At 48.4% G+C, this 22,218-nt stretch carries 27 protein-coding genes; 17 read left to right on the top strand and 10 right to left on the bottom strand.

Annotated features, from left to right (window positions below; translation table 11 throughout):
- Positions 1 to 8 precede the first annotated feature (8 nt).
- Positions 9 to 287 carry a hypothetical protein gene (locus tag ACH2BK_RS02535; RefSeq protein WP_395001950.1) on the bottom strand — a complete coding sequence of 93 codons (279 nt, stop codon included), beginning with the start codon at positions 285 to 287 and terminating at the stop codon, positions 9 to 11.
- On the bottom strand, positions 265 to 495 hold the full coding sequence (locus ACH2BK_RS02530; protein ID WP_394995462.1) for a hypothetical protein: 231 nt from the start codon (positions 493 to 495) through the stop codon (positions 265 to 267). Before ACH2BK_RS02530 ends, ACH2BK_RS02535 begins: the two co-directional genes overlap by 23 nt.
- A 76-nt stretch (positions 496 to 571) precedes the next feature.
- Here ACH2BK_RS02530 and uvrB point away from each other — a divergent pair, with 76 nt between their 5' ends.
- A complete protein-coding gene (uvrB, locus tag ACH2BK_RS02525; protein ID WP_395001949.1) occupies positions 572 to 2,554 on the top strand; it encodes an excinuclease ABC subunit UvrB in 1,983 nt (660 codons plus the stop codon).
- 118 nt (positions 2,555 to 2,672) lie between these two features.
- Here uvrB and ACH2BK_RS02520 read toward each other — a convergent pair whose 3' ends face one another.
- From ACH2BK_RS02520 to ACH2BK_RS02510, 3 genes are read right to left on the bottom strand one after another with little or no spacing between them, the layout of a single operon-like run.
- Positions 2,673 to 3,386, bottom strand: coding sequence for a C39 family peptidase (locus ACH2BK_RS02520; RefSeq protein ID WP_395001948.1), 714 nt, complete (start codon positions 3,384 to 3,386; stop codon positions 2,673 to 2,675).
- A gap of 21 nt (positions 3,387 to 3,407) precedes the next feature.
- Positions 3,408 to 3,662 carry a hypothetical protein gene (locus tag ACH2BK_RS02515; protein ID WP_395001947.1) on the bottom strand — a complete coding sequence of 85 codons (255 nt, stop codon included), beginning with the start codon at positions 3,660 to 3,662 and terminating at the stop codon, positions 3,408 to 3,410.
- Between the two features lie 43 nt (positions 3,663 to 3,705).
- Positions 3,706 to 4,305, bottom strand: coding sequence for a hypothetical protein (locus ACH2BK_RS02510; protein ID WP_395001946.1), 600 nt, complete (start codon positions 4,303 to 4,305; stop codon positions 3,706 to 3,708).
- Between the two features lie 265 nt (positions 4,306 to 4,570).
- On the opposite strand from ACH2BK_RS02510, the gene ACH2BK_RS02505 reads away from it, so the two are divergent.
- From ACH2BK_RS02505 to ACH2BK_RS02480, 6 genes are all read left to right on the top strand, one after another.
- Positions 4,571 to 4,831, top strand: a complete 261-nt coding sequence (locus ACH2BK_RS02505) for a hypothetical protein (protein ID WP_394909286.1) — start codon at positions 4,571 to 4,573, stop codon at positions 4,829 to 4,831.
- A gap of 67 nt (positions 4,832 to 4,898) precedes the next feature.
- Entirely contained in the window at positions 4,899 to 5,573 is a 675-nt protein-coding gene (locus ACH2BK_RS02500) for a hypothetical protein (RefSeq protein ID WP_395001945.1), read from the top strand.
- 4 nt (positions 5,574 to 5,577) lie between these two features.
- Complete coding sequence (locus tag ACH2BK_RS02495) at positions 5,578 to 5,820, top strand: hypothetical protein (RefSeq protein ID WP_395001944.1); 243 nt, start codon at positions 5,578 to 5,580, stop codon at positions 5,818 to 5,820.
- Between the two features lie 164 nt (positions 5,821 to 5,984).
- Entirely contained in the window at positions 5,985 to 6,785 is an 801-nt protein-coding gene (locus ACH2BK_RS02490) for a hypothetical protein (RefSeq protein WP_395001943.1), read from the top strand.
- Positions 6,786 to 6,832: 47 nt separating this feature from the next.
- Positions 6,833 to 7,609, top strand: coding sequence for a hypothetical protein (locus ACH2BK_RS02485; RefSeq protein WP_395001942.1), 777 nt, complete (start codon positions 6,833 to 6,835; stop codon positions 7,607 to 7,609).
- A gap of 559 nt (positions 7,610 to 8,168) precedes the next feature.
- Positions 8,169 to 8,903 carry a hypothetical protein gene (locus ACH2BK_RS02480; protein WP_395001941.1) on the top strand — a complete coding sequence of 245 codons (735 nt, stop codon included), beginning with the start codon at positions 8,169 to 8,171 and terminating at the stop codon, positions 8,901 to 8,903.
- A 68-nt stretch (positions 8,904 to 8,971) separates the two neighbouring features.
- Here ACH2BK_RS02480 and ACH2BK_RS02475 read toward each other — a convergent pair whose 3' ends face one another.
- From ACH2BK_RS02475 to ACH2BK_RS02460, 4 genes are read right to left on the bottom strand one after another with little or no spacing between them, the layout of a single operon-like run.
- Positions 8,972 to 9,685: a methyltransferase domain-containing protein gene (locus tag ACH2BK_RS02475; RefSeq protein WP_395001940.1), complete on the bottom strand. Its 714-nt coding sequence runs from the start codon at positions 9,683 to 9,685 to the stop codon at positions 8,972 to 8,974.
- Complete coding sequence (locus ACH2BK_RS02470; RefSeq protein ID WP_395001939.1) at positions 9,685 to 10,356, bottom strand: pimeloyl-ACP methyl esterase BioG family protein; 672 nt, start codon at positions 10,354 to 10,356, stop codon at positions 9,685 to 9,687. Before ACH2BK_RS02470 ends, ACH2BK_RS02475 begins: the two co-directional genes overlap by 1 nt.
- Positions 10,353 to 11,522 carry an aminotransferase class I/II-fold pyridoxal phosphate-dependent enzyme gene (locus ACH2BK_RS02465; protein WP_395001938.1) on the bottom strand — a complete coding sequence of 390 codons (1,170 nt, stop codon included), beginning with the start codon at positions 11,520 to 11,522 and terminating at the stop codon, positions 10,353 to 10,355. Before ACH2BK_RS02465 ends, ACH2BK_RS02470 begins: the two co-directional genes overlap by 4 nt.
- Entirely contained in the window at positions 11,519 to 12,667 is a 1,149-nt protein-coding gene (locus ACH2BK_RS02460) for a hypothetical protein (protein WP_394995499.1), read from the bottom strand. The genes ACH2BK_RS02465 and ACH2BK_RS02460 overlap by 4 nt, the downstream gene beginning before the upstream one ends.
- Positions 12,668 to 12,763: 96 nt before the next feature.
- Between ACH2BK_RS02460 and ACH2BK_RS02455 the strand changes: the two genes are divergently transcribed.
- The 10 genes from ACH2BK_RS02455 (at position 12,764) to ACH2BK_RS02410 (ending at position 20,489) form a co-directional block, all read left to right on the top strand.
- Complete coding sequence (locus ACH2BK_RS02455; RefSeq protein WP_394995501.1) at positions 12,764 to 13,399, top strand: MBL fold metallo-hydrolase; 636 nt, start codon at positions 12,764 to 12,766, stop codon at positions 13,397 to 13,399.
- Positions 13,392 to 14,165: a HesA/MoeB/ThiF family protein gene (locus ACH2BK_RS02450; protein ID WP_395001937.1), complete on the top strand. Its 774-nt coding sequence runs from the start codon at positions 13,392 to 13,394 to the stop codon at positions 14,163 to 14,165. The genes ACH2BK_RS02455 and ACH2BK_RS02450 overlap by 8 nt, the downstream gene beginning before the upstream one ends.
- 65 nt (positions 14,166 to 14,230) lie before the next feature.
- A complete protein-coding gene (gene motA / locus ACH2BK_RS02445; RefSeq protein ID WP_394995505.1) occupies positions 14,231 to 15,001 on the top strand; it encodes a flagellar motor stator protein MotA in 771 nt (256 codons plus the stop codon).
- 8 nt (positions 15,002 to 15,009) lie between these two features.
- A complete protein-coding gene (motB, locus tag ACH2BK_RS02440; RefSeq protein ID WP_395001936.1) occupies positions 15,010 to 15,756 on the top strand; it encodes a flagellar motor protein MotB in 747 nt (248 codons plus the stop codon).
- 2 nt (positions 15,757 to 15,758) lie between these two features.
- Entirely contained in the window at positions 15,759 to 15,899 is a 141-nt protein-coding gene (locus ACH2BK_RS02435) for a hypothetical protein (protein ID WP_394955296.1), read from the top strand.
- Between the two features lie 72 nt (positions 15,900 to 15,971).
- Positions 15,972 to 16,934 carry an ornithine carbamoyltransferase gene (gene argF / locus ACH2BK_RS02430; protein WP_395001961.1) on the top strand — a complete coding sequence of 321 codons (963 nt, stop codon included), beginning with the start codon at positions 15,972 to 15,974 and terminating at the stop codon, positions 16,932 to 16,934.
- On the top strand, positions 16,931 to 17,395 hold the full coding sequence (locus ACH2BK_RS02425) for a DUF2603 domain-containing protein (RefSeq protein ID WP_395001935.1): 465 nt from the start codon (positions 16,931 to 16,933) through the stop codon (positions 17,393 to 17,395). The genes argF and ACH2BK_RS02425 overlap by 4 nt, the downstream gene beginning before the upstream one ends.
- On the top strand, positions 17,388 to 18,761 hold the full coding sequence (hemN, locus tag ACH2BK_RS02420; RefSeq protein ID WP_395001934.1) for an oxygen-independent coproporphyrinogen III oxidase: 1,374 nt from the start codon (positions 17,388 to 17,390) through the stop codon (positions 18,759 to 18,761). Before ACH2BK_RS02425 ends, hemN begins: the two co-directional genes overlap by 8 nt.
- Positions 18,762 to 18,770: 9 nt before the next feature.
- On the top strand, positions 18,771 to 20,108 hold the full coding sequence (locus tag ACH2BK_RS02415; protein ID WP_395001933.1) for a (Fe-S)-binding protein: 1,338 nt from the start codon (positions 18,771 to 18,773) through the stop codon (positions 20,106 to 20,108).
- A 159-nt stretch (positions 20,109 to 20,267) separates the two neighbouring features.
- A complete protein-coding gene (locus tag ACH2BK_RS02410; RefSeq protein WP_395001932.1) occupies positions 20,268 to 20,489 on the top strand; it encodes a hypothetical protein in 222 nt (73 codons plus the stop codon).
- Between the two features lie 61 nt (positions 20,490 to 20,550).
- Here ACH2BK_RS02410 and ACH2BK_RS02405 read toward each other — a convergent pair whose 3' ends face one another.
- Complete coding sequence (locus ACH2BK_RS02405; RefSeq protein WP_395001931.1) at positions 20,551 to 22,188, bottom strand: methyl-accepting chemotaxis protein; 1,638 nt, start codon at positions 22,186 to 22,188, stop codon at positions 20,551 to 20,553.
- Positions 22,189 to 22,218: the final 30 nt, after the last annotated feature.

Raw genomic sequence — 22,218 nt, 5'->3', positions numbered from 1 at the left:
TTTTGGATCTAGAGTTCTTGCGCGGTGATGTTTTGGGGCGGGATAGAGGCATTTTCTATCTCGAGGTAGAGAGATTCTAGCGATGAGTGAATCTTGGCGTATTTTTCAGCAGCCACGATATAGGCTTGCAGGAGATCTTTTATGGGCACCCTTTTGCACTGCCCATCGGTATAAAACAACGCCTCGAGCTCCTCCCTCACGGCTTGCGAGAGATTATCCACACAAAATGAAAAAAGCTTGCCATCTATGTTGATTTTTAGCTGCTCACTCATAGCGCAAGCTTTCATCGATTTTGCTAAAGAGATCTTCTATGCCTTTTTTCTGTGAGCCTAGCATTTCATAGAGATTTGAGATTTGGGATTCTTTGGCTTCCTTGTCCGCTTCGAGTTCGCGGACTTTAGTGCGTAGTGAATCTATCTCGAGTTTTTGGCTAGAGATTTTTTGTAGCATTTGCTCGATTTTTTGCGAGAGTTTCTCCATAATCTGCGTGTCCATCGTGTGTCCTTCTAAGTATTTGTGGGGTAAAATCCCCAAATTATAACACAAAGCCCCTAAAGTCTAAAGGAGAATTATGGCAAGTTTTAGGCTAAATTCCTCATACAAGCCAGCCGGGGATCAGCCCCAAGCCATCGCAAAAATCGTAGATTCTATCCGCAGCGGTGCGCGATACTCCACGCTCATTGGCGTTACAGGCAGTGGCAAAACCTTTAGTATGGCAAACATCATCGCCACCCTGCAAATGCCAACCCTCATTATGACGCACAACAAAACCCTCGCCGCGCAGCTTTATAGCGAGTTTAAGGGCTTTTTCCCAAGCAACAAGGTGGAGTATTTCATCTCGCACTTTGATTATTATCAGCCTGAAGCCTACATACCGCGCCGTGATCTCTTTATAGAAAAAGATTCTAGTATCAACGAGGATCTTGAGCGACTGCGCCTAAGCGCGACGACTTCATTGCTAGCCTATGACGATATCATCGTAGTAGCGAGTGTGTCGGCAAACTATGGCCTAGGCAATCCCGCAGAATACCTCACGATGATAGAAAAGCTCCAAGTGGGCGAGCAACGCTCCCAACGAGAATTTTTGCTAAAACTCATCGATATGGGCTATACGCGCAATGACAGCACCTTTGAGCGCGGTAATGTGCGCGTGGTGGGGGAGGTCATCGATATTTTCCCTGCATACAATGAGCGAGAGTTCGTGCGGGTGGAGTTTTTTGGCGATGAGATCGATCGTATCAGCGTGTATGATAGCCTCGAGCGCACAGAACTTAAGCGATTAGATTCCTTTGTGCTCTATGCGGCAAACCAATTCATCGTGGGGGCAAACCGCCTAAAGCAAGCCATTAGAGAGATAGAATCCGAGCTAGATTCACGACTAGCGGAGTTTAGCGCGCAGGATAAACAAATCGAGCACCAACGCCTAAAGGGGCGCACCGAGTTTGATTTGGAGATGATTAGAGAATCTGGGATTTGCAAGGGGATTGAAAACTACGCGCGCCACCTCACAGGCAAGGCTCCCGGCGAGACACCCTATTCGCTCCTTGATTATTTTGCGCAAAAAAACAAGCCCTATCTTATCATCGTCGATGAGTCCCATGTGAGCCTGCCGCAATTTGGCGGTATGTATGCGGGCGATAGAAGTCGCAAGGAAGTGCTAGTAGAGTATGGGTTTCGCCTCCCTAGCGCGCTGGATAATCGCCCCTTGCGCTTTGATGAGTTTATCAACAAAGCCCCACATTTTCTCTTCGTCTCTGCCACGCCTGCCAAGCTAGAGCTAGAGCTTAGCCAAAGCCACATTGCCGAGCAGATTATCCGCCCCACGGGGCTGCTCGATCCGCTTTATGAAGTGCGGGATTCAGACTCGCAGGTGCTGGATTTGCTCGATGAGATAAAAGCACGCATAGAGCGCAAAGAGCGCGTGCTCATCACCACACTTACCAAAAAAATGGCGGAGGAGCTGAGCACCTACTACACGCAGCTAGGCATCAAGGTGCGCTATATGCACAGCGATATAGATTCTATCGAGCGCAACCACCTCATACGCGCCCTGCGCCTAGGGGAGTTTGATGTGCTTGTGGGGATCAATCTCTTGCGCGAAGGACTGGATCTGCCCGAGGTGAGCCTCATTGCGATACTCGATGCGGACAAAGAGGGGTTTTTGCGCAGTGAGACAAGCCTCATACAGACGATGGGGCGTGCCGCACGCAATGTCAATGGTAAGGTGATTTTGTATGCCAAACACATCACGGGCTCTATGCAACGCGCCTTTGAGATCACCGACTATCGCCGAAGCAAGCAGGAGGAGTTTAATAGGATTCACAATATCACGCCCAAATCCGTGCAGCGCAATATCGAGGAGGAGCTAAAGATAGAATCTAGCGGCTTGTCGCGATTGTATGAAAAGGGTGCTAAGGGCAAAAAAATCCCAAAAAGCGAGCGGGATTCAATCATTAAAGAGCTCAGTGCCAAAATGCACCAAGCCGCCAAAATGCTAGAGTTTGAGGAAGCCGCACGCCTGCGCGATGAGATAGCTAGAATCCGCAGTATGTGAGGGAGTGAGGGATTGTGAGGGGCTATATAAGGGCAGGCAGGATTCCCATATGTGTATAAAGGTAACAATAAAAATGGGCGTGCTTGATGAGGCTTGTTCCAATTTCACACAAAAGATTCTAACGCATAACGTTATCAACCAAAACTTCAAGCAAAAATGTGTCTATCCTATGCTTTTGCATAAACTCCGCATTCACTTCCGCCCCTGCACTGCCCGGGAGGATAGCGAGAATCTTGCCCGGATAGCTTAGATCCTCTCGTTTATAAAACATCTCTACAAACTTCGCAATGCTCACTTTGATATTCCCAAAGCTTGGATCGGCTAAATACACATAATGCTCATCAATCCCCTTATACACGCTAAAGTGCTCCACATCGCGCACATTCACATAGATGATCACGGGGGCTTTGAGCGTGGAGAGTGTGGGCAGATCTAGTGCTAGCCCCATAGTCCTAAAGCCCTTGTGCTGGGCATAGTGCGCGAGATCGAGGAATGAGAGATGCGCCATCTCGCGCAAATCCTCGTTAGATTCAATCTGTGTTTTGAGATCCACATCTATGCCCTTAGATTCTAAAAGAAAGTCCAAAATCTCCTTTTCACTCGTGCTAATCCCATAGTAATGGCTTAAAATCGTCGAGAGTGAGGCAGCCCCGCAGCTATAGTCGTATTTTTGTCGCGTGAGATTGGTGTTTTTGAGCTCCTCCCACGATTGCACTTCTTGCTCAAAAGTAACAGATTCATTATGGATATGCACACTTGCGCTATATAGGTTACTAAAAGTAACTAAAATGATAGAGATGAGAACGTATCGTGGGAGATTGGGTAAGCGCATTTGTGGAGAGTCCTTTAAGCCTTAGATTCTGTATGAGAGCGTGAAAGAGAGCATATCGCTAGAGTATTGCGCCGTATCGAGCTTCTCGGCACTCGCATAGAGGATAAAGCGCGATTTTATCTCATAGGCTAGCCCAAAGATATAGCCAACCGATGAGCCTTGTGGGACATAGCGCGTGGTATTGCTCAAAGTATCGTTTATGCTATTTTGCGTGGCGTATTGGTAGCGCACGCCAAAATTTAGCGAGATATAGGGATTGACCGCGAAATACACCATAGGACTTAGAGCAAAAATCTCGCCATTATCAAGCCTATATCCCTCAAACTCGCGCCGGGAGGTTTAGGCGAAAATTTGCCTGCAAAAGTAACACAATGGGATCAATCGTATAAAAACTCATGGCAAAAAACGAATAGCCTTTGAGTGAATCTAGCTGCTTTTGGGTGGCAGAAAAGTAAGCCTTATCGAGCACATCAGCGCTCGCACCTAGGAGCAGGGCGGGGAGTTTGCCCTCTTTTTTGGCTTGGATTAACATCCCGAGATTTAGCGAGCCAAAATCCCCATAGCTCTGCGAGATGGGCGCACTAGAGAGATCGCTAGAGACGCTGCTATGCTGCCAAAAGCTATTGAGCGTGCTAAAGACTTCCACGCGTTTAGCGATCCCATAGCGCGCATAAAGCGAGAAGTTGAGATAATCTTGATTGGTATTTTGCGCATAGCTTAGGGGGATTTGCACATACGAGCTTCCGCCATTGATAGGCACAGACACCGAGGCTAGATTCACATCAGATCGCTGGATATTGATATATGAGAAGCTCCCCATTATCTTAAATTGCGTGCGCTTGACAAAGATCTCATCGACGCTCACGGGGCGAGTGTGAAGCACACACAGGCACACGCATAGAATCTGCACAGTTTTCATAACTAAGTCCTTAAATTTAAGTTTAAGCCGTTCCTTAGTGTAATCAAAAAATATTTAATGGGCTCTTACACTAGACAAAGATTTTTCAAAAATTCTACTAAAATGTTACAAAATCTATTAAAATTAAAATTTATTTATCTTAACTCTTGACTCGTCTTTCTAAATTTTGCTACTCTTTAAGCTGTCTCGCTGGTATCGTTGCTATACTAGTCGTGCAGTGTGCAAGTGAGACAAATCTTACAAATTCACAGCAAGGAGTTGCAAAATGAAAAAAGTTGTATCGCTAGTATTAGCAACAGGTTTAGGTCTAAGTTCTTTATCTGCTGTGGAGTCTCAAACCCTTAGCCAAAGTGATAAAGAATTTTTGTTCGCTTCTAATGAAGCTAAAACTCAAGTGCTTAGTGAGCAGGAGATGAGTGAGACTAGAGGGGAAAGCTTTTGGGGTACATTTTGGGGTGCTGTGGGCGCTCTGGCTGCGCTCTATCAAATTACTGATGATAAAGGCTGGTGGGAGTTTAAATTTTAACCCTCTAAGGGCAAGGCAGGGTTACTGCCTTGCTTGATGATTTGTATTTTCAACATAAGGAGTGGCAATGAAAGTTTTAATAAAAATCTTGCTCGTATCCTGTCTTTGTCTTGTTACTCTTGTATCCGCCAATGATTGGTCAGCGGAGGGTCGTGTCGGCATAGGTGGGCTATATGGCAAAAGAGATTTAGCTCCCATGAGTGATGTAACAAACTCTGGCGGGTATTTATCATTTTATGCAAGTGAGACTTATAAACGATTCAAGTTTAGTGTAGTCTTTGATCTAGGGGCTGGAAATAGTTCTAGGATTAATGAGCCATTTTACTTTTATGATACTATGCTCAAGTTCGGGTTAAACCTCGCATCGTATGATAATCCGTTGTTTGTTTATGTTGGCACTGCTACGGACAGATATTATGATGATACCGGAAGCAATGCGTTCAAAATCAATACGCTTGGACTGCTTGCAGGAGTGGAGGGCAGTATAAAGTCGGGGGAGAGACTTCGCTATGAATATGGCGTGGATTACAATTATATTGGTGGAAGGTACAATGATGTGAAGTTTGGTTATGGTGATGGCTATGGCATACGCGCTTCACTTGGCTTTTCTTATCAACTTAAAGAAAAGCTATTCTACTATGTCAAGCTTAGAGCCAAATACCAAAACATCACTTATAATCCCGCTTCGCCCGCTGCGAGCAATCTCATAGGTATGGTAGAAATCGGACTAGGTGGTAGGTAATACTATGGAAGGGCTATGGATAGGGCTTTGTCTTTTGTCCATACTCTGCCTATGGTATTTGTTTGTGAATCTAAGACATTTGCACACTTACCAAAAAATTCTCGTCACTCTTGGGCTAGTGCTCTATCCGGTGGGATTTTATGGGGCACACTCACTCATCGTGCTTGTGCCATATACGGGCTATGTGTGGTGGCTAGTCTTGAGAGTGGTGCGGCTTAAGCAAAAGCTAGAATCCCCCCTAGCCTAGACGCCTCAAGCACGGGTGTTACGAAGTTACAAAAGACAAAGCCTTTAGGGCGTAGGGCGATGGGCTTGACAATACCATACTTGGTTTTATACAATAGATTCTTTGCTGCTTGGATTTAGTTTGTGAATCTAAGCAATACAGAATCTCCACATAAAGGTATCATAATGAAAACATTAAAGTTTCTTATCCTATATGCGTTGTGGGCTTGTGGCTTTGGCTGGGCGCATTCCTCATCTTCTGCTATGGCTGCGACTTTTGCGGCACTGCACTACTCGCATATGTGTGAATACCACGGCGTGTGCCATCTATTTTGCGAGAGCTGCCCTGATAATGTCGTGCGCCTTGGCGTGGGCGGTATGTATGGGGAGTATGCGGATACAGAGGCTGCGGGAATAAATCTCGCTGGAGGGTATATAAACTTCTATGCTAGAGGCGCCTCGCCCAAAGAAAGGGTGCAATTCGTGCTCGATACGCACTTTGGGGCAAATAAGGGCAATATGGGTAACTTCCCTGTGAGCGCGGATCGCTCCGACACACTCGGCGTGTTTTTTGAAGTGCGCCCAATGCTGGGGCTAAACCTCCTCACCCAAAGCTTCCCGCTCTATCTCAACATCACCTATACCTTTAACCTCACCAACTCCGATTCTGGCAAAAACAATACCAACGGCTTTGTGAATTATCTCCACCAAGTGGGCGCAGAGCTGGAGGGTATCATCAGGCGCAGTGAGAGGCTTCGCTATGAGTATAGCGCGGGCTATGATTATGTCTTTAGCGGATTTTATCGTGCGCGAGCTGATGGGACACAGACTAACCTTAGTGGGTATAGCTATGGCGTGCGGGCTTCGCTAGGCTTTGCGTATAATTTGAGTGAAAATGTGCATTATTATATGAAACTAAAGCTAAATATTACAATCTCGCCCAAAGTGGTATCCACCCCCATACGCAGCAATATATCGGTATGCTAGAGCTTGGCGTGGGGTTTTAGCACAGATTCTGTATAGGATTAGGGAACGTGATAAGGCTATATCGCATCGTGTTTGTTTCCTGTCTGTGTGTGATAAGTGTGCAGGCAGAGTATCGCTGCGACACCTACTGCATAGATTCTAAACTCGGTGTGGGATATAGCTATGAGACACACACCTCCGCTCCCGCCGACATTACCAATCACGGGGCGTTTCTCGCTGGGGCGTGGCGTAGGTGGGATAGTCAGTATGGCTTTAGCTGGGAAGCCAAAGCCGGCTATACCTACACACACGCTACCAACACGCCCCAAAGCCCCATCGCCTTTACCCAATCCCACATCGCCACAAACAGCGGATTTATCGATATGTTGCTACATTTTGGCAAAAACCTCCGCACTATGCAAAATCCCCTCTTTGTAGAGATTCTCATAGGGGCAAATGTCTCCCTGTATCAAGCACAATCACAAATCCCAAACAATGGACTTGCCACCATAGGGCTTGGAATCTCTGGCATACAAAGACTTAGTGAAGCTTTCAACCTAGAATACGCCCTAAGCTACGGATATGGCGTGTATGGGAGCTATATCTATCTTAGGAGTCAAGATCTCTGGCACAATGTCTCCACGCTCAAGCCAAGCAACCACGAAATCCGCGCTTTTATCGGCTTGCAACACGACAAAAAATACGGAATCTACACGTGCCTAAGTGCCAAATACCAAATCCTAGATTCTGCCTCGCCTGCGAGAAACTATGTGGGCGATCTCGTGTCCTATCCTCATAGCACGCGCCTTATGGCGACTTTGGAAGTGGGGGTAAGCTTGCCTTGATGCTTGACAGAATCTAAGCCCACTAGCGGCGTTGTGGAATCTAGAAAGTTGTTAGATTATGGTGTTACAAAATTACAAAAAGTAAAATTATCCTTAGAATAATTCACTTGACAATACAATATTTTATTTATATAATGGGCTCTGTCCCGCTTTTTAGGTGGGACAAAATTTTACGGAGTTTAATATGAAGGGCGTAGTTTCTTTTGTATTGGCAGCAGGTTTAGGTTTTAAGTTCTCTATCAGCAGTGGAGTCTAAGACTCTTAGTCAAAGTGATAGAGAATTTTTGTTCGCTTCTAATGAAGTCAAAACTCAAGTGCTTAGTGAGCAGGAGATGAGCGAGACTAGGGGCGAGTCTTGGTTAGCTGCCGTTGGCATTTCGCTCGGCGGTAGTATTCTTGGATGTATTTTCAACGGAAACTGCAGTATAAAGATACAATCACCAAACATTGGGTTTTAATCCATAGAACACCACTCATAGTGAAAGATACTATGAGTGCTCAAAATATGAATGTTTGTATTTGTCATAAAGTCTCGTGCATTTTATACTAAGGAGTTCAAATGAAACATATCATCGCGATGATAATGACTTTAAGCGTGTTTGCAAACCTTGCATTCGCGGAGCAAGAGCGCGTGAGTAGAGAAGAGTGGCGTATCGGCGTGGGTGGATTCTATACCAAGCAGGATTTCCCGGTTTTTAATAGCAATAGTGTAAGCAGCTTTGGCGATATGAGCGCGTATGGAGGGTATATCATCGGTGGTGGCGATTATTTCTGCAAGCGCTTCAAGATTCAAGTATTTATTGAGGCACATTTTGGTAACAGCACACAAGGCAGCTTTAGCAGCAGAGATGGTTGGCTAAAATTTGGATTTAACACTCTATCAAGTCAAAATCCCTTGTATGTTAATATCGGATTTTTTGGCGATAGTGGTGCCACAGGCTCGACACGCGATAATGACAGAGTCCAAGCCTCGACAAATGCTCTCACTCTAGGCATAGATGGCTGGCTGAGTGCCGGGGAGAGGCTACGCTGGGAATATAGTGCGGATTATGACTACATTACAAGCAAAGAATACGCATATAGCACGGGGGCAAATACCTTTGCGGGATATTACTCGGGTGGCGATGGTAGCTACGGGCTGCGCGCCTCTGTGGGATTTTCTTACCAATTCAAAGACGATCTGTTCTACTATGTCAAGCTTAGGGCAAAATACCAAAATGTTACCTACAATCCCACGCTGCCCACTGCCAACAATCTCGTGGGTATGCTAGAAATCGGTATCGGTGGGAGGTAGTCCCACACAAGCCACACAATCTCCACAAGGGGGCACTCGCTCGCAATCCCCCTTCCTTAGGGCTTATGTCAAGATTTTTTCCTCGCATAGAGATACACACTCTCATACTCTAGCGCGTTGGCAAACCTCTGCGTGTATTCTTTGAGAAGTGCCTTGCTTAGGAAAAAGCCCTTTTGCACGCCATTCACCCCGCTAGCGTGCAAATGCCTAAAAACCTCGATACTAGAGCTAAAGCGCAGTGTGTGGCTGCTGCGCGAGAGGTGGAGTATCTCAAAATCCTTGCTTAGAATCTCCTCATACTCCTCTAGATTCAGATACTCTAGCCCAACTCCGCATAGCTCTCGAATCTGCCACAGATTGTGCGTCCCAAAACTCGAGAGGAGCAAAGCCCCGCGAGGGCGCAAAAACCTCGGCAGTGCCTGCAAGCATTTGCGCTGATTGAGCCACTGGATCGCCGCATTTGCCGTGATGAGACTAAAGCTACGCGGGGGCAAAGCCTCGCCCACAAGCCCCATATCAAAGCACAAAAATTCTGTATCCCCGCCAAAATATTGCGCGTAATCGTTGATGTCGTTGCACACAAAATGCGCGTGGGGGTAGAGGGATTGTAACAATCTCGTGTAGCTCCCCCTGCCACAACCAAACTCAAAAATCTCCGTGCATTGCGGGAAATCCGTGCGCAGAATCTCCACAAGCCTCTGAGCCATAGCGCGCTGCACGATGGCATTACTCTCATAAGTATGAGCGTGGCGCAAAAATCGCTGGGCAGGCAGGCTAGGCATCACAAAACCTCAAGCGATGAAAACACAAAATGCGCACACGCAAGCTTATGGAGCGTGAAATCCTCGTGCGCTTTGGCGTATGCCTCCCACGCGAGATTCTGTGCGAGGGGGCTAAAAATCCCATCAGCCTCACTCACAAACGCCTCGCGCCACTTGGGCACATAGCCTAGAGGCGTGCGGGAGCAAAAATCCTGCAGGGATTGTAGCTCCTCTGTAAGATTCTGCGCGGGCGATAGAATCTCATCTAAACGCGCGCCCTCCTCACACGCCCCATATTCCTCACACTCCTCGCCCTCCGCACGCTGCCCAAAGCACCCACGCGCAAACGCCTCCCTATCAAAGCCCGCAATCGTGCGCTTAAAAAGCCGCGGATGTATGCCAAGCCTAGAATCTATGCCCGCAATCGTGCCATTTATCGCCACTGCCCGATCCAAGCAAGCAAGGGGGGCTGTGAAAATCCTAGAGGCTATGGCAACGCCCATAGACCACGCGATGAGGGATTTGGCGTCTTTGGCCAGAGTGAGAATCTCGCTCAAATTAGCAAAATCGCGATAATCATACACCATCGCTAGGGGCTGCGTGGGGCTAAATGCGCGTGGCAGCACGCCAAACCCGCTCATAAAGAGCCTAAAAGGCGTGTGTGGCGCGCCGTTAAAAAAATGCACCCTCATAGCTCCGCCCTCTCTATCGCCTCTAGTAGTGCGTGTGTATGCGTGGGCTCTAGGGCGGCATTGAGGCAGATTCTCACGCGCGCGAGGTTTTTGGGCACGCTCGGATAGCGGATTGCTGGAGCGAAGATTCCACACACTCGCAAATGCTGTGCTAGCTCTAGGGCACGCTCATTGCTCCCCACTACGAGGCTTAGGATATGCGCTTCCCCTAGCACGCGAGTGTGTTTGCAGCGCAGGGCTAGCTCGCGCTTTAGCTCCACACTCAAAGTGCGCAAGTGGATTCTATACGGGGCTAGCTGCGCTAAAGAGGCAAACACATATGCGCTAAAGGCGATATTGAGCGGCGGGAGGGCGGTGGAGTAGATGAGGCTGCGCGCGGTATTGATACAATACTCCTTGACCTCGCTATCACACACCACGCACGCACCTACCGAGCTTAGAGCCTTGCCAAAGGTGAGGATTAAAAAATCGACAGATTCACTCACGCCAAGCTCCCTCGCTAAGCCTAAGCCCTCATCGCCACACGCGCCTATGCTGTGGGCTTCATCAAGGTAGAGATAGGCATTGTCATAGCGATTTTTTAACGCCACAAGCTCGGCTATGGGGGCAAAATCCCCGTCCATAGAATACAAGCCCTCCGCCACGATGATAAGCATATCGTATTTGCTATGGTAGCACTCTAGGAGAGTTTCTAGGGCGTGTGTGTCGTTGTGCGCAAATCGCCTAAAATGGGCGCGAGAGAGGCTGACACCATCAAACACGCTTGCGTGGGCGTATTCATCGATGAGGAAAAGCACATTGCCAAGCCTGCCCAGCGCGCTCATCATACCAACATTTGCGTGATAGCCGCTATTAAAAAGCAGACAATCTCTGCCATACAAGCCCGCGATGAGGGATTCTAAGCGCGAAAAAATCGGGAAATCCCCGCTTAGCAAACGCGAAGAGCTCGCACTCATATACGCGCCCTCTTTACTTGCGTGGTGCAAAAACTCCGCGATACGCTCCCGCCACAGAATCTGCAAGCCCAAATAGTCGTTAGAAGCGAGGTTGAGCAGTCGCTCTCCTAAGCTCCCTCGCACAAACACGCCCTCGTGCTCATAGGAGCGCAGCTCTCGGAGGCTATGCCTCGCTTTTATCTCACTCAAGGCTTTGGCAAATGGATTCATACACTACTCCTTTTGGCATAAAACTCTTTGGCAAGGGCGTATAGGAACTTTTTGTCGTATGAGGTTTTGGGAAACGCGGGGGATTTGTCATCATAGAGGCGAGATTCTAAAGCACGCACAAAAGGCATATACGCGCGGGGCGTGTGTGCTAGTATCGCCCCCAAAAGCTCGCCATAAGAGCGCGAGCGAGCAATAAGCCTATAAAGCCTCCTACTAGGGCGCGCCCACCACCACAGCCCTGCGCCAATCATCGCCACGACGACGCCTAGGCTAGCCCACCACAGCGACACAAAATCTCTTGCCTCGTGTATGGGCGGCGGGGCGTCGTGGATATGGATCGCATAGGGCGTGCTAGCGATGGGATAAGCCCTAGAGCCCTGCACATAGCTATACCCAAATGAGGGAATCTCATAGGTGTCTTGTGCGATGAGTGTGAAGCGCTTGCTTAGCGTGTGGAGATATCGCCCATCATTCCATTTTGAGCTAATCGTCGCGGGCGCGGCGTAAATGCTGACATTAGGAATATCAAGCACAAAATCCAAGTCAAAAATATCGCCATAGCTCTCTAGCGCAATGCTAAACTCTAGCGGCTCCCCCGCGCCCACATCGCGCGCGAGGGCTTGGGTAGTGAGGCGGCTTGCGCCATAGAGCGGGGTTTGGGTGTAGAGATTATCAAGGGAGTCTAGATTCACAGGGGCGACCTCTAGCGTGTGTGGCGCGCTAGAATATGTGTGTGTGAGCGTGCGAGGGTGTGTGGAGCGAGGCGATAAAAAGACATCGTGCGTCTGCTCATCTTTAGATGAAAAATCCTCTAGCCCCACCTGCACCGCTAGAGGCTCGATAGTCAATGTGCCAGATTCTATCGGATAGAGGCAGTAGCGCAGCTCATAGACGATATACTCGCCTCTGTGCGCGCCCTCTACGCGCTCCACCTCCACAACCCGCGCCCCTAAGACATACAAGCGCGCGATATCTAGGGAGTGAATCTGCGTGAAAATATCTTTGTGAATCTTAATTGAGACAGAATAGACAACCTGCTCATACACAAAAGCCTTTGGCGTAGAGAGTGTAGAATCTACAAGGATTGTATCCGCGCCTTGTAATAAAGTAATGCTTAGGAGAAAAAATAGGATTTTTTGTAGCACTTTGCACCTAAAATGTTATAGAATCTAGTTTTTAGATTCTAGCGCATTTTCGTGCTTTGATGAGATTTTTGGGTTTATTTTGCAAAGATTGTTTGTATGAAGGAGTGGAGCTTGCAGATTTTGCAGCAGTCTTTTGGAGCGTATCAGACGCACTGCTATATCTTAGATTTGCCACAGGGGCAGTTTATCATCGATCCGGGCGAAAACGCGCACCAATGGGTGATCACACACTGCCCAAAGCCCATAGCGATTCTCAACACACACGGGCATTTTGATCACATTTGGGATAATGCCAAGCTCCAAGAGCATTTTGATGGTATCCCACTCATCTGCCACGAGCTCGATGCGTTTTTACTACAGAGCGATGTGTTTAGCCTCGGACTCACCCCAAGCCACCCCACCACGCTGATACAATCCCACAACACTAGCCAAACACTCACGCTAGAGGGCGTAGAAGTGAAGTTTCATCACTTTCCGGGGCACACGCCGGGCTGCTGTATGATAGAGATAGCGGGGCAGATTTTTAGCGGGGATTTTATCTTTTATCGCAGTATCGGCAGGAGTGATTTTGCCTACTCTAGCCCCAAAGATATGCGAGAGTCCCTCCTGCGCTTTGAATCCCTACAAGAAATCGCGGATATGCCTCTCTATCCCGGGCACGGGGAGCGGACAATCGCGCGCGATGAACAAGCCAATGTGAAATTTTGGCTCCCTAGGATAGAAAATGCTTAGCCAATCCCACAAACAGCGATATTTGCGCGCTATCAATCTCCCAAATGTCGGCGAGGAAGGGCAGCTAAAGCTCCTAGGCGCGAGCGTGCTCATCGTGGGCGTGGGGGCTATCGGCTCTATCACAAGCACCTATCTAACCGCCGCGGGCGTGGGCAGGATAGGGCTCATCGACTTTGATACGATTGATATAGAGGATTTGCAGCACCAAGTCCTGTATGAGACTTCTTTCCTCAATCGCCCCAAAGTCCGCTCCGCCCAAGCCAAGCTCCAAAGAATGAATCCCGATATTGTTATAGAGGGATACTTCCAAGCCCTTGATGTGCGCAATGCACTCAAAATCATACAGGGCTATGACTTCATCATCGATACGACTAGCAACCTCCATACGACTTTTTTGGTTAATCAAGCTTGTGTAGCCACAAATAAACCCTTTAGCACCGCGGGGTATTACCAATACCAAGGGCAGATTATGACGCATATTCCGGGTAGTGCGTGCTTTTCGTGTGTGTTTGAGAATCTCCTCCCCCAAGAGCTGCGCAGGACTATCCAAAGCGGCGTTTATGGCTTTAGCACCGGGATTGTGGGCTCTATGCAGGCAGGGGAAGCTATCAAATACTTCCTACACAAAGACACGCCATATTTGCGCGATACGTTGCTTGTGGATTGTCTGGGTGTGTTTGATACGCAAAATCTGTATTTTAATAAACTCCTTGCGCGCAAAAATCCCTCCTGTCCCGTTTGCTCCAAAGATTCTAAACAAAGCTAACAGCAGCCCACTCATTTTTGAGAACGCTTTTTGCTTTTCTAGCCTAAACTTTTTAAGGGCTTGCAATGGATTTAACAACGATTATGGGCATACTTTTGTCTATCACAAGTATTTCTGTCGGGGATATTTTAGAGGGTGGCAATCCCCTGCACCTCATACATCTAAGCTCCGTGCTCATCGTGATCCCCACCGCGCTTTTCTCTGCGATTACCGCGACACATGGCGCGTATGTCAAGGGCGCGTATAAAGAGCTCAAACTCGCCTTTTTGGGCTCAAGTGTGAATCTCAACGAAACCATCAGGCAGCTAGTGGAACTCTCGACTATGGCGCGCAAAGACGGCGTGCTCTCGCTGGAAGGCAAGGCAGCGCAGATAGAAGATGATTTTTTGCGCAAGGCACTTGGTATGATCATCGATGGGCGCGACGCACACGCGGTGCGCGAGGATATGGAGATTCAAATAGAAGTGCTAGAGGAGTATTACCACGGCAGTGCGCATTATTGGATGCTTATGGGTGAGACTTGTCCGACATTTGGGCTTGTGGGCGCGGTGTGCGGTCTCATCCTCGCCCTCCAACTCTTAGATGATCCCAAAGCGATGGCGGCGGGTATCTCGGGAGCCTTTACCGCGACGGTTACGGGGATTTTTGGGGCATACGCGCTCTTTGGTCCCTTGGGGCAGAAAATCAATGCCAAAAGCAAGGACATCGTGCAAGAAAAGGTGCTCATCGTAGAAGGCGTAGTGAGTATCGCTAATGGCGACAATCCGCGCAACCTCGAAGAGAAGCTGCTTGGATTTATCAAGCCCGGCGAGCCAAAAATCTCACAATTTGAGTAGGAGCGCAAATGGCAAAAAAGAAAAAATGCCCCGAATGCCCCGCTGGCGAAAAGTGGGCGGTGCCCTATGCAGACTTCCTCTCGCTTTTGCTTGCACTTTTTATCGCTCTGTGGGCGATCTCCTCTACAAGCGTGGAGAAAGCAAAGGCACTCAAAGAGGCGTTTGTCACGGTATTTGACTTCCCCATCACGATGCCTATGCCCTCCGAAGTGGATCAAGATTCTGGCAATTATGAGGGCAATGATGCCGATGAGAGCTCGCCCTCCTCTGGTCCCATCTCGGAGGCAAGCATACCCTCAGACATACAGGCTGATATCGGTGGTGTGCTAGAGCAGATAGATTCTGGGACATTTTTGCGGCTGCCTAGTCAGATTCTCTTTGAGCCCGGCGTGGCAGAGATCACCAATAGTGATAATTTCACTTACCTAGAGCGGCTTGTTACCATCATCAAAGCCTATCCCGAGTATGTGCATCTCGATGTGCGCGGCTACACTGATAATGCGCCCCTGCCCGCACGCTCGCCCTATAAGGATAGCTATGAGCTCTCAAGCGCGCGTGCGATTAATGTGATGCGCGAGCTCGTCCAAAAGGGCATACAACCCCACAGAATCTCCATATCCGGATATGGACCCTACGATCCTATCGCGCCAAACGACACACCGCAAAATCGCGCAAAAAACAATCGCGTGGAGATATTTTTCTTTGTGAGCAAGACAAATGCGCCAAAGATTCAATCCCTGCTAGAAAAGCAGTGAGAATGCCTAAAAACCTAGCACTGCCCCCGCTTGCCTCCCATCAAGCTGCGCTAGTATGCGCACAATCCCCCATAGCCCGATACATTACAAACACGCACGGGCTTGCGCAAAGTTTTGAATCTTTATCCCAAACTTATGGCTAAACTCGGCGTTTTTTGCTACAATCTGCGCTTTATTTGGATTTTAAGGATTGGAGGGATTTGTGAGTGAGCAAGATTCGACATTTTTTGACACTTAGAGACTTTAGCAAAGATGAGATTTTAGCCATCATCGATCTCGCACTGCAAATCAAGCAAGAATGGCATAATCAAACACAACCTCTGTATTTAGAGCGCAAAACCCTAGGTATGGTGTTTGAAAAATCCTCCACGCGCACGCGCGTGAGCTTTGAAGCGGGGATTTATCAGCTCGGCGGTATGGGGATTTTTCTCTCTAATAAAGACATACAGCTTGGGCGCGGCGAGCCTATCAAAGATACTGCGCGCGTGGTGAGCTCAATGCTTGATATGATAATGATGCGCACCAGCGAGCATTCAAGAATCGAGGAATTCGCCCAATACTCTAGCGTGCCAGTTATCAACGGGCTAAGCGATGATTACCACCCCGTGCAGCTTATGGCGGATTATATGACGATGGTAGAATGCGGAATTGCCCTGCCACACGCAAGCAGATTCTATCCGTCAAACCCACAAAAGCCCATAGTCGCATACATAGGCGATGGCAACAATATGGCGCACTCGTGGCTATGGCTGTGTGCCAAACTCGGCTTTGAGCTGCGTATCGCCTCGCCCAAGGGCTATGAGCCCAAAGCCCAAATCCTAGAGCAAGCCCTGCAAGAAGCCACAAAGAGTGGGGCGAGCATTCACATTAGCGATGATATACACGCCGCGGTGCAGGGCGCAAATGTCGTGACAACCGATACTTGGGCGTCTATGGGACAAGAAGACCAAAAAAAGGAACGCCAAGAGGCATTTAAATGCTATTGTGTCGATAGTGCTACAATGGCTCTAGCACACAAAGACGCGATATTTTTGCATTGTCTGCCCGCCTATCGCGGACAAGAAGTCAGCGAGGAGGTGCTAGAGGGCGCGCAAAGCAGAGTGTTTTTGGAAGCACAAAACCGCCTCCACGCCCAAAAGGGCATTATGGTATGGCTACAAAGGCAAAACACACGATGAAACCCACAAAAAAGGAGCTCCTGCTCCAAGACGATGTGCATCAGCAGTTTGGTATGGGCTATTTGAGCAAAATCGATAACCAAAGCGCGCTACTAAAGCTCCAAGAGGGCAGTTTGGAGAGCAACAAAGATATTTGGTTTTTGCAAGATGGGGACAATCGCGAGTTTGTGCTTATGCCCCAAAATATGCTAAACAAACTCCTAGGGCGTATCAAAGAGGTGCAAGAAGAAAAGCTCCTAATGCGCCTAGAGCGAGAAGTGGCTACACAAATGCCAATCGATTTTGATGACGCGATGAGCGTGGCAAAAATGTATCTAGAATCCCATCGCCAAAGCGATGGCACGCTACCTATGGTAAATGTCGCCTCTGTGGTGCGTGAGGTTAAAAAGCAGCACCCCAATTTGTTTTTTAACCTCGATGAGTATATCCTCCGACAAAAGCAGGGTATGAGCGATGATTGACTTTGCAAAATTCGCCGCCTACTCCAAGCCCGGACCAAGATACACGAGCTATCCCACTGCCGTGGAATTCCACAGCGATTTTGACGCTAAACAATATAGAGAAAATCTCCAAGCAAGCGACAAGCAATACGCCCACATACCGCTTTCTGTGTATGTGCATCTGCCATTTTGCCGCTCTGCGTGCTATTTCTGCGGGTGCAATGTCGTCTATACGAGCAAAGAGGAGAAAAAAGCGCGCTATATAGGGTATTTTAAAAAAGAACTAGCCCTGCTTGCCCAAAGTATGGATACGACAAGAGAGGTGGTGCAGTTTCACTTCGGTGGGGGCACGCCGACATTTTTTAACGCCCACGAGCTCCAAGAGATTATAGAATCTCTCCGCGCCACATTCCCCAACTTCACGCCCAATGCGGAGGTGAGCTGCGAGGTGGATCCGCGGTATTTCACACAGGAGCAAATGCAGGTATTGCACGATGGGGGCTTTAATCGCCTAAGCTTTGGCGTGCAGGATTTTCACCCCAAAGTCCAAGAAGCCGTGCATAGGCACCAAAGCCCCGAGCTCGTGCGCGAGGCGGTGGAGCTAGCGCGCAAGTTTGGGATAGATTCTATAAATTTCGATCTCATCTATGGGCTGCCTTTTCAGAATCTAAGCACCTTCAAACAAACCCTAGATTCTGTCCTAGAACTCTCGCCCGAGCGTTTGGCGATCTTTAACTACGCTCACGTGCCATGGATAAAAAAAACAATGCGCAAAATCGATGAGAGCACCCTCCCGCCACCACAAGAGAAGCTAAAAATCCTCCAAGAGAGTATAAAGGTGCTAGGCGCGGCAGGCTATGAGATGATAGGTATGGATCACTTTGCCAAAAAAAGCGATGAGCTCTATCGCGCCAAGCAACAAAAACAGCTGCGCCGCAACTTCCAAGGCTACACAACTAGGGGCTTTTCACAAACCATAGGTATCGGGCTCACAAGCATCAGCGAGGGCGTGGAGTATTATGCGCAAAATTATAAAGATATGGCGGCATACGAGGCGGCACTTAATCGCGGGGTTTTACCCACCGAGCGAGGCATCAAACTCACGCGAGAGGATAGGCTGCGCAAAAGCGTGATTATGGAGCTTATGAACAACCTTAGTCTTGAGTTTTCACACACGCAGCAGGAATTTGGCATAGATTTTAGGAGCTATTTTGCGCGAGAGCTCGCCCTTTTGGCTCCGTATGAGGAGGCGGGATTGCTTGAGATACGCCAAGATTCCATCACCACCACGCAAACGGGCGCGATGCTCATCCGCAATATCGCAATGTGCTTTGATGCGTATCTGCACAATGCAAGCGAGCAAAAACGCTTTAGTAAGACGATTTAAGAGGACAGAATGCCATTTGATTTGCAAAACACCGCGCTCTCTTGTGTCAAATGCGGCAAATGTATCCCTGATTGCACCATTTATCAAGTCAATCGAGATGAAACCACCTCGCCACGCGGGTTTTTGGATCTCCTCGGTGCGTATAAGGCGGGGCAGCTGCCCCTAGATTCTACAAGTAAGAAAATCTTTGAATCTTGCTTCCTATGCACCACCTGCGTGCAAAACTGCCCCTCCAAACTGCCCGTGGATACGGCTATAGAATCCGTGCGTATCGACATCGCGCGTGAATTTGGCATAAGCTGGTATAAGCGATTGTATTTTTTTCTCCTGCGACACAGAAAAATCGCTGATATTGTGTTTTCATTTGTGGGCTTTGTGGCTCCCTGCCTCTTTAAAAGCGATGAGAGCAAGCTAAGGCTTCCCATTAAGCGCAGTGTTTTTCCCTTTGCCAAAAAATCCTTTTTGCAAAAATACGGCACGCCACTACCCGCTACCAATCCACCACAAGCGCGCGACATAGAATCTAGCGCACAAAATACAGAATCTAGCGCACACATAGAATCTAGCCCTAAGCCAAACAAACGACGCGTGGCGATTTTTATCGGGTGCTTAGCAAACTACAACTACACCAATGTGGGCGAGAGTTTGCTAAAGATTCTAAACGCCCTCGATATAGAAGCTTTTGTCCCAAAGTTTCAGGAATGCTGCGGCGCACCGGCGTTTTTCACGGGCGATATACGCACCGTCACCACGCTCATAAAGCGCAATATCGAGTATTTTGAGCAGTTTTGGGAGGATATAGACGCGATGATAATCCCCGAGGCGACTTGCGCGGCGATGGTAAAGGTGGATTGGAAGCACGCGCTAGAGCTTGGCGAGGAGGCAGGAGAATCTAAGCAATGGGTTGAGCGATTAGAGCGGCTATTGCCAAAGATTTTTATGACAAGCGAGTGGCTTGAGGCACACACCGATATCCTCACGCGCCTTGAGGGCACGCGCGCGGATTATGCCATCACTTACCACGATCCTTGCCACGCGCGCAAGGTGCTGGGCGTGTATAAGCAACCGCGCGCCCTGCTTGCCAAAAACTTCACGATTAATGAAATGTCAGATTGTGCGCGCTGCTGCGGGTTTGGGGGGATTAGTATGCAAAGCTCTAATTACGCCCTCACACTCAAAGCCGGTATCCCAAAAGCCCAAAGTATCCACGCAAGCGGCGCGCAGATAGTGAGCGCAGAATGTGGCGCGTGCCGAATGCAGCTCACAAACGCGCTAGATTCTATCAATTCCCCCGTGCGCGTCCTCCACCCCCTAGAGCTCCTCGCTGACAAGCTCCCTCATAACTAAAGACAAATCACAAGCAAAGACAGACAGATAAGCCGCGCTCCTCTTTAGGCGGTTACCCTCTCCACAAAGATTTTAGGCGCGTGGATTCTATAACGCGCGCCTTGGTTTGGAAAATAAAGCCATAAAGGGCGCAAAGCGTAGGGAGAGATTCTAAACTTTGTGCGCAAATGGGGGCTAGAGGCTAATGCAAATAGGCTTTTTGGGTGGATTATGGAGTGTGAGGGGCAAAAACACAAGCTTGTGCGCAAAAAGCTAAGCTCTAAGCGCAAACTCGCCCTATGCCACGCGCGAAAAGCTAAACCCAAGCGCGCCCGCTACAATCACTCCATACCAAATGGGGCTTTAGATTCTATAATCACCAATTCTAAAAACAAGGGATAAAAAAGCAGTGTTTTTAAAGTAGTCAAGCAAAGTGAGAGGCGATCCTCTCCCCGCGACTTTACTAGATTTTAAAATGCGAGATATGGGCTTTGAGTGTAGATGAGATTTGCTCTAGGCTCTCGCTGACACTCGTGTTTTGCTCCATAAGCTCGGCGGTTTGCTTAGAGATATCTGCCATCTTAGAAATCGCTGCATTAATCTGCCCCATAGCCTCCACCTGATGGTTTGAAGCCCTAGCGACATCTTTTGCTTTCGTGAGTGAATCTTGGGCTTGCTGATAAATCTCATTGAGGATACCCCTCGCCTCGTGTGCGAGCTGCAAGCCCTTCTCGGCTTGTGGCACTGCCGCCTCCATAGCCTCCACGCTCGTTTGTGTCTCACTCTGGATAATCTGAATCATCGCAGCAATCTCTGAAGTGGCGTCCTGCGTGCGCTCAGCAAGCTGCCGCACAGAATCTGCCACCACAGCAAACCCGCGTCCATGCTCGCCTGCACGCGCCGCCTCGATCGCGGCATTGAGCGCGAGGAGATTGGTCTGATCGGCGATGTCTTTGATGAGTTGTGTGCTAGAGCTGATGTCTTGGGCGTGCTTTTCAAGCGATTTGATGTGTTCATTAGAGCTATTGACAGTCTCTGCGATTTTTTCAATCTCGCTCACGGTTTGCATGAGCGCATCGCGTCCCTTTTGTGAAAGCTCGGTGGTGCGTGAGGAGTTTTCCTCTGTCTGATTGGCTACTTGCGCGATATTTTCTGTGCTTTGGGCGATTTCTTGAATCTTCTTAGCCGAATCGGAAGAGGAGCTTACCTGCTGTGTGGATGCCTTGCTCGCTTTGTCTGAAGATTCTGCCACACTTTGGGCTTTGAGGTTGAGATCTTGGGCATTGCTTGTGAGCTCTCGCACGATAGATTTTAGCTGATCTTGCATTTTTGCAGTGGCATCAAGCAGGCTATCTGGGACTTTGGTGCTGATGTCTTGCTGGAGATTGCCCTGTGCGATATTGCGCATAATCTCTGCCACCACTCTGGGCTCGCCACCAAGCGAGGACATAAGGTTTTTGATAATCAGCATTGAGACAATAAGAGCGATAATAACCGCAACGATAGTGAGCCAAATCACTGTCGTGAGATATGAGGAAACCGATGCTTGAGTGACTTCATTAGCCGCTTGGTTTTTGGCTTCTTGGTAGTCGATAAATTGATTTATCACCGCAAGCCACTCGACAAAATATTCTCGCACTTTAGAATCCAAAAGCTCGGTAGCCTTGGCGTTGTCGTTGGCAAGCGCCAAATCAATGAGCTTCTTTGTCAGAGGCATAGTCTTTGCCTCCACTGCCTTGATACTCTTTAAAATCTCCCTTTCTTTGTCATCTACCATCGAAGCGTCTTTAAAAATCTCATCAAGCTGCACGGCGTTGGTGGCGTAGTCTTCTTCAAGCTTTTTAACAAGGGCATAAGTCTGCTGCATGTGCTTAGAATCCACAAGCAAAATAATATCGCGAATGCCAATAGCCCTATCATGCACGCTCCCTCGGAAGTTGATAGCATGCCTTTGCTTGACATCATTTACTTGGCTTATGTCTTCTAGAGTTTCAGAGATAGAATGCACTTTCATATACCCAGCGACGACGATGATTAAAATAAGCGCAACAAGCGTGATGAAGCCCACACTTAGCTGCGCACGCACCGATAAATTTTTCATTAAAATCTCCTTAAATTAAATATAAATCGC

The organism is uncultured Helicobacter sp. (assembly GCF_949282165.1).
Taxonomy (GTDB): Bacteria; Campylobacterota; Campylobacteria; order Campylobacterales; family Helicobacteraceae; genus Helicobacter_F.
This window is presented reverse-complemented; position numbering and strand designations above follow the sequence as displayed.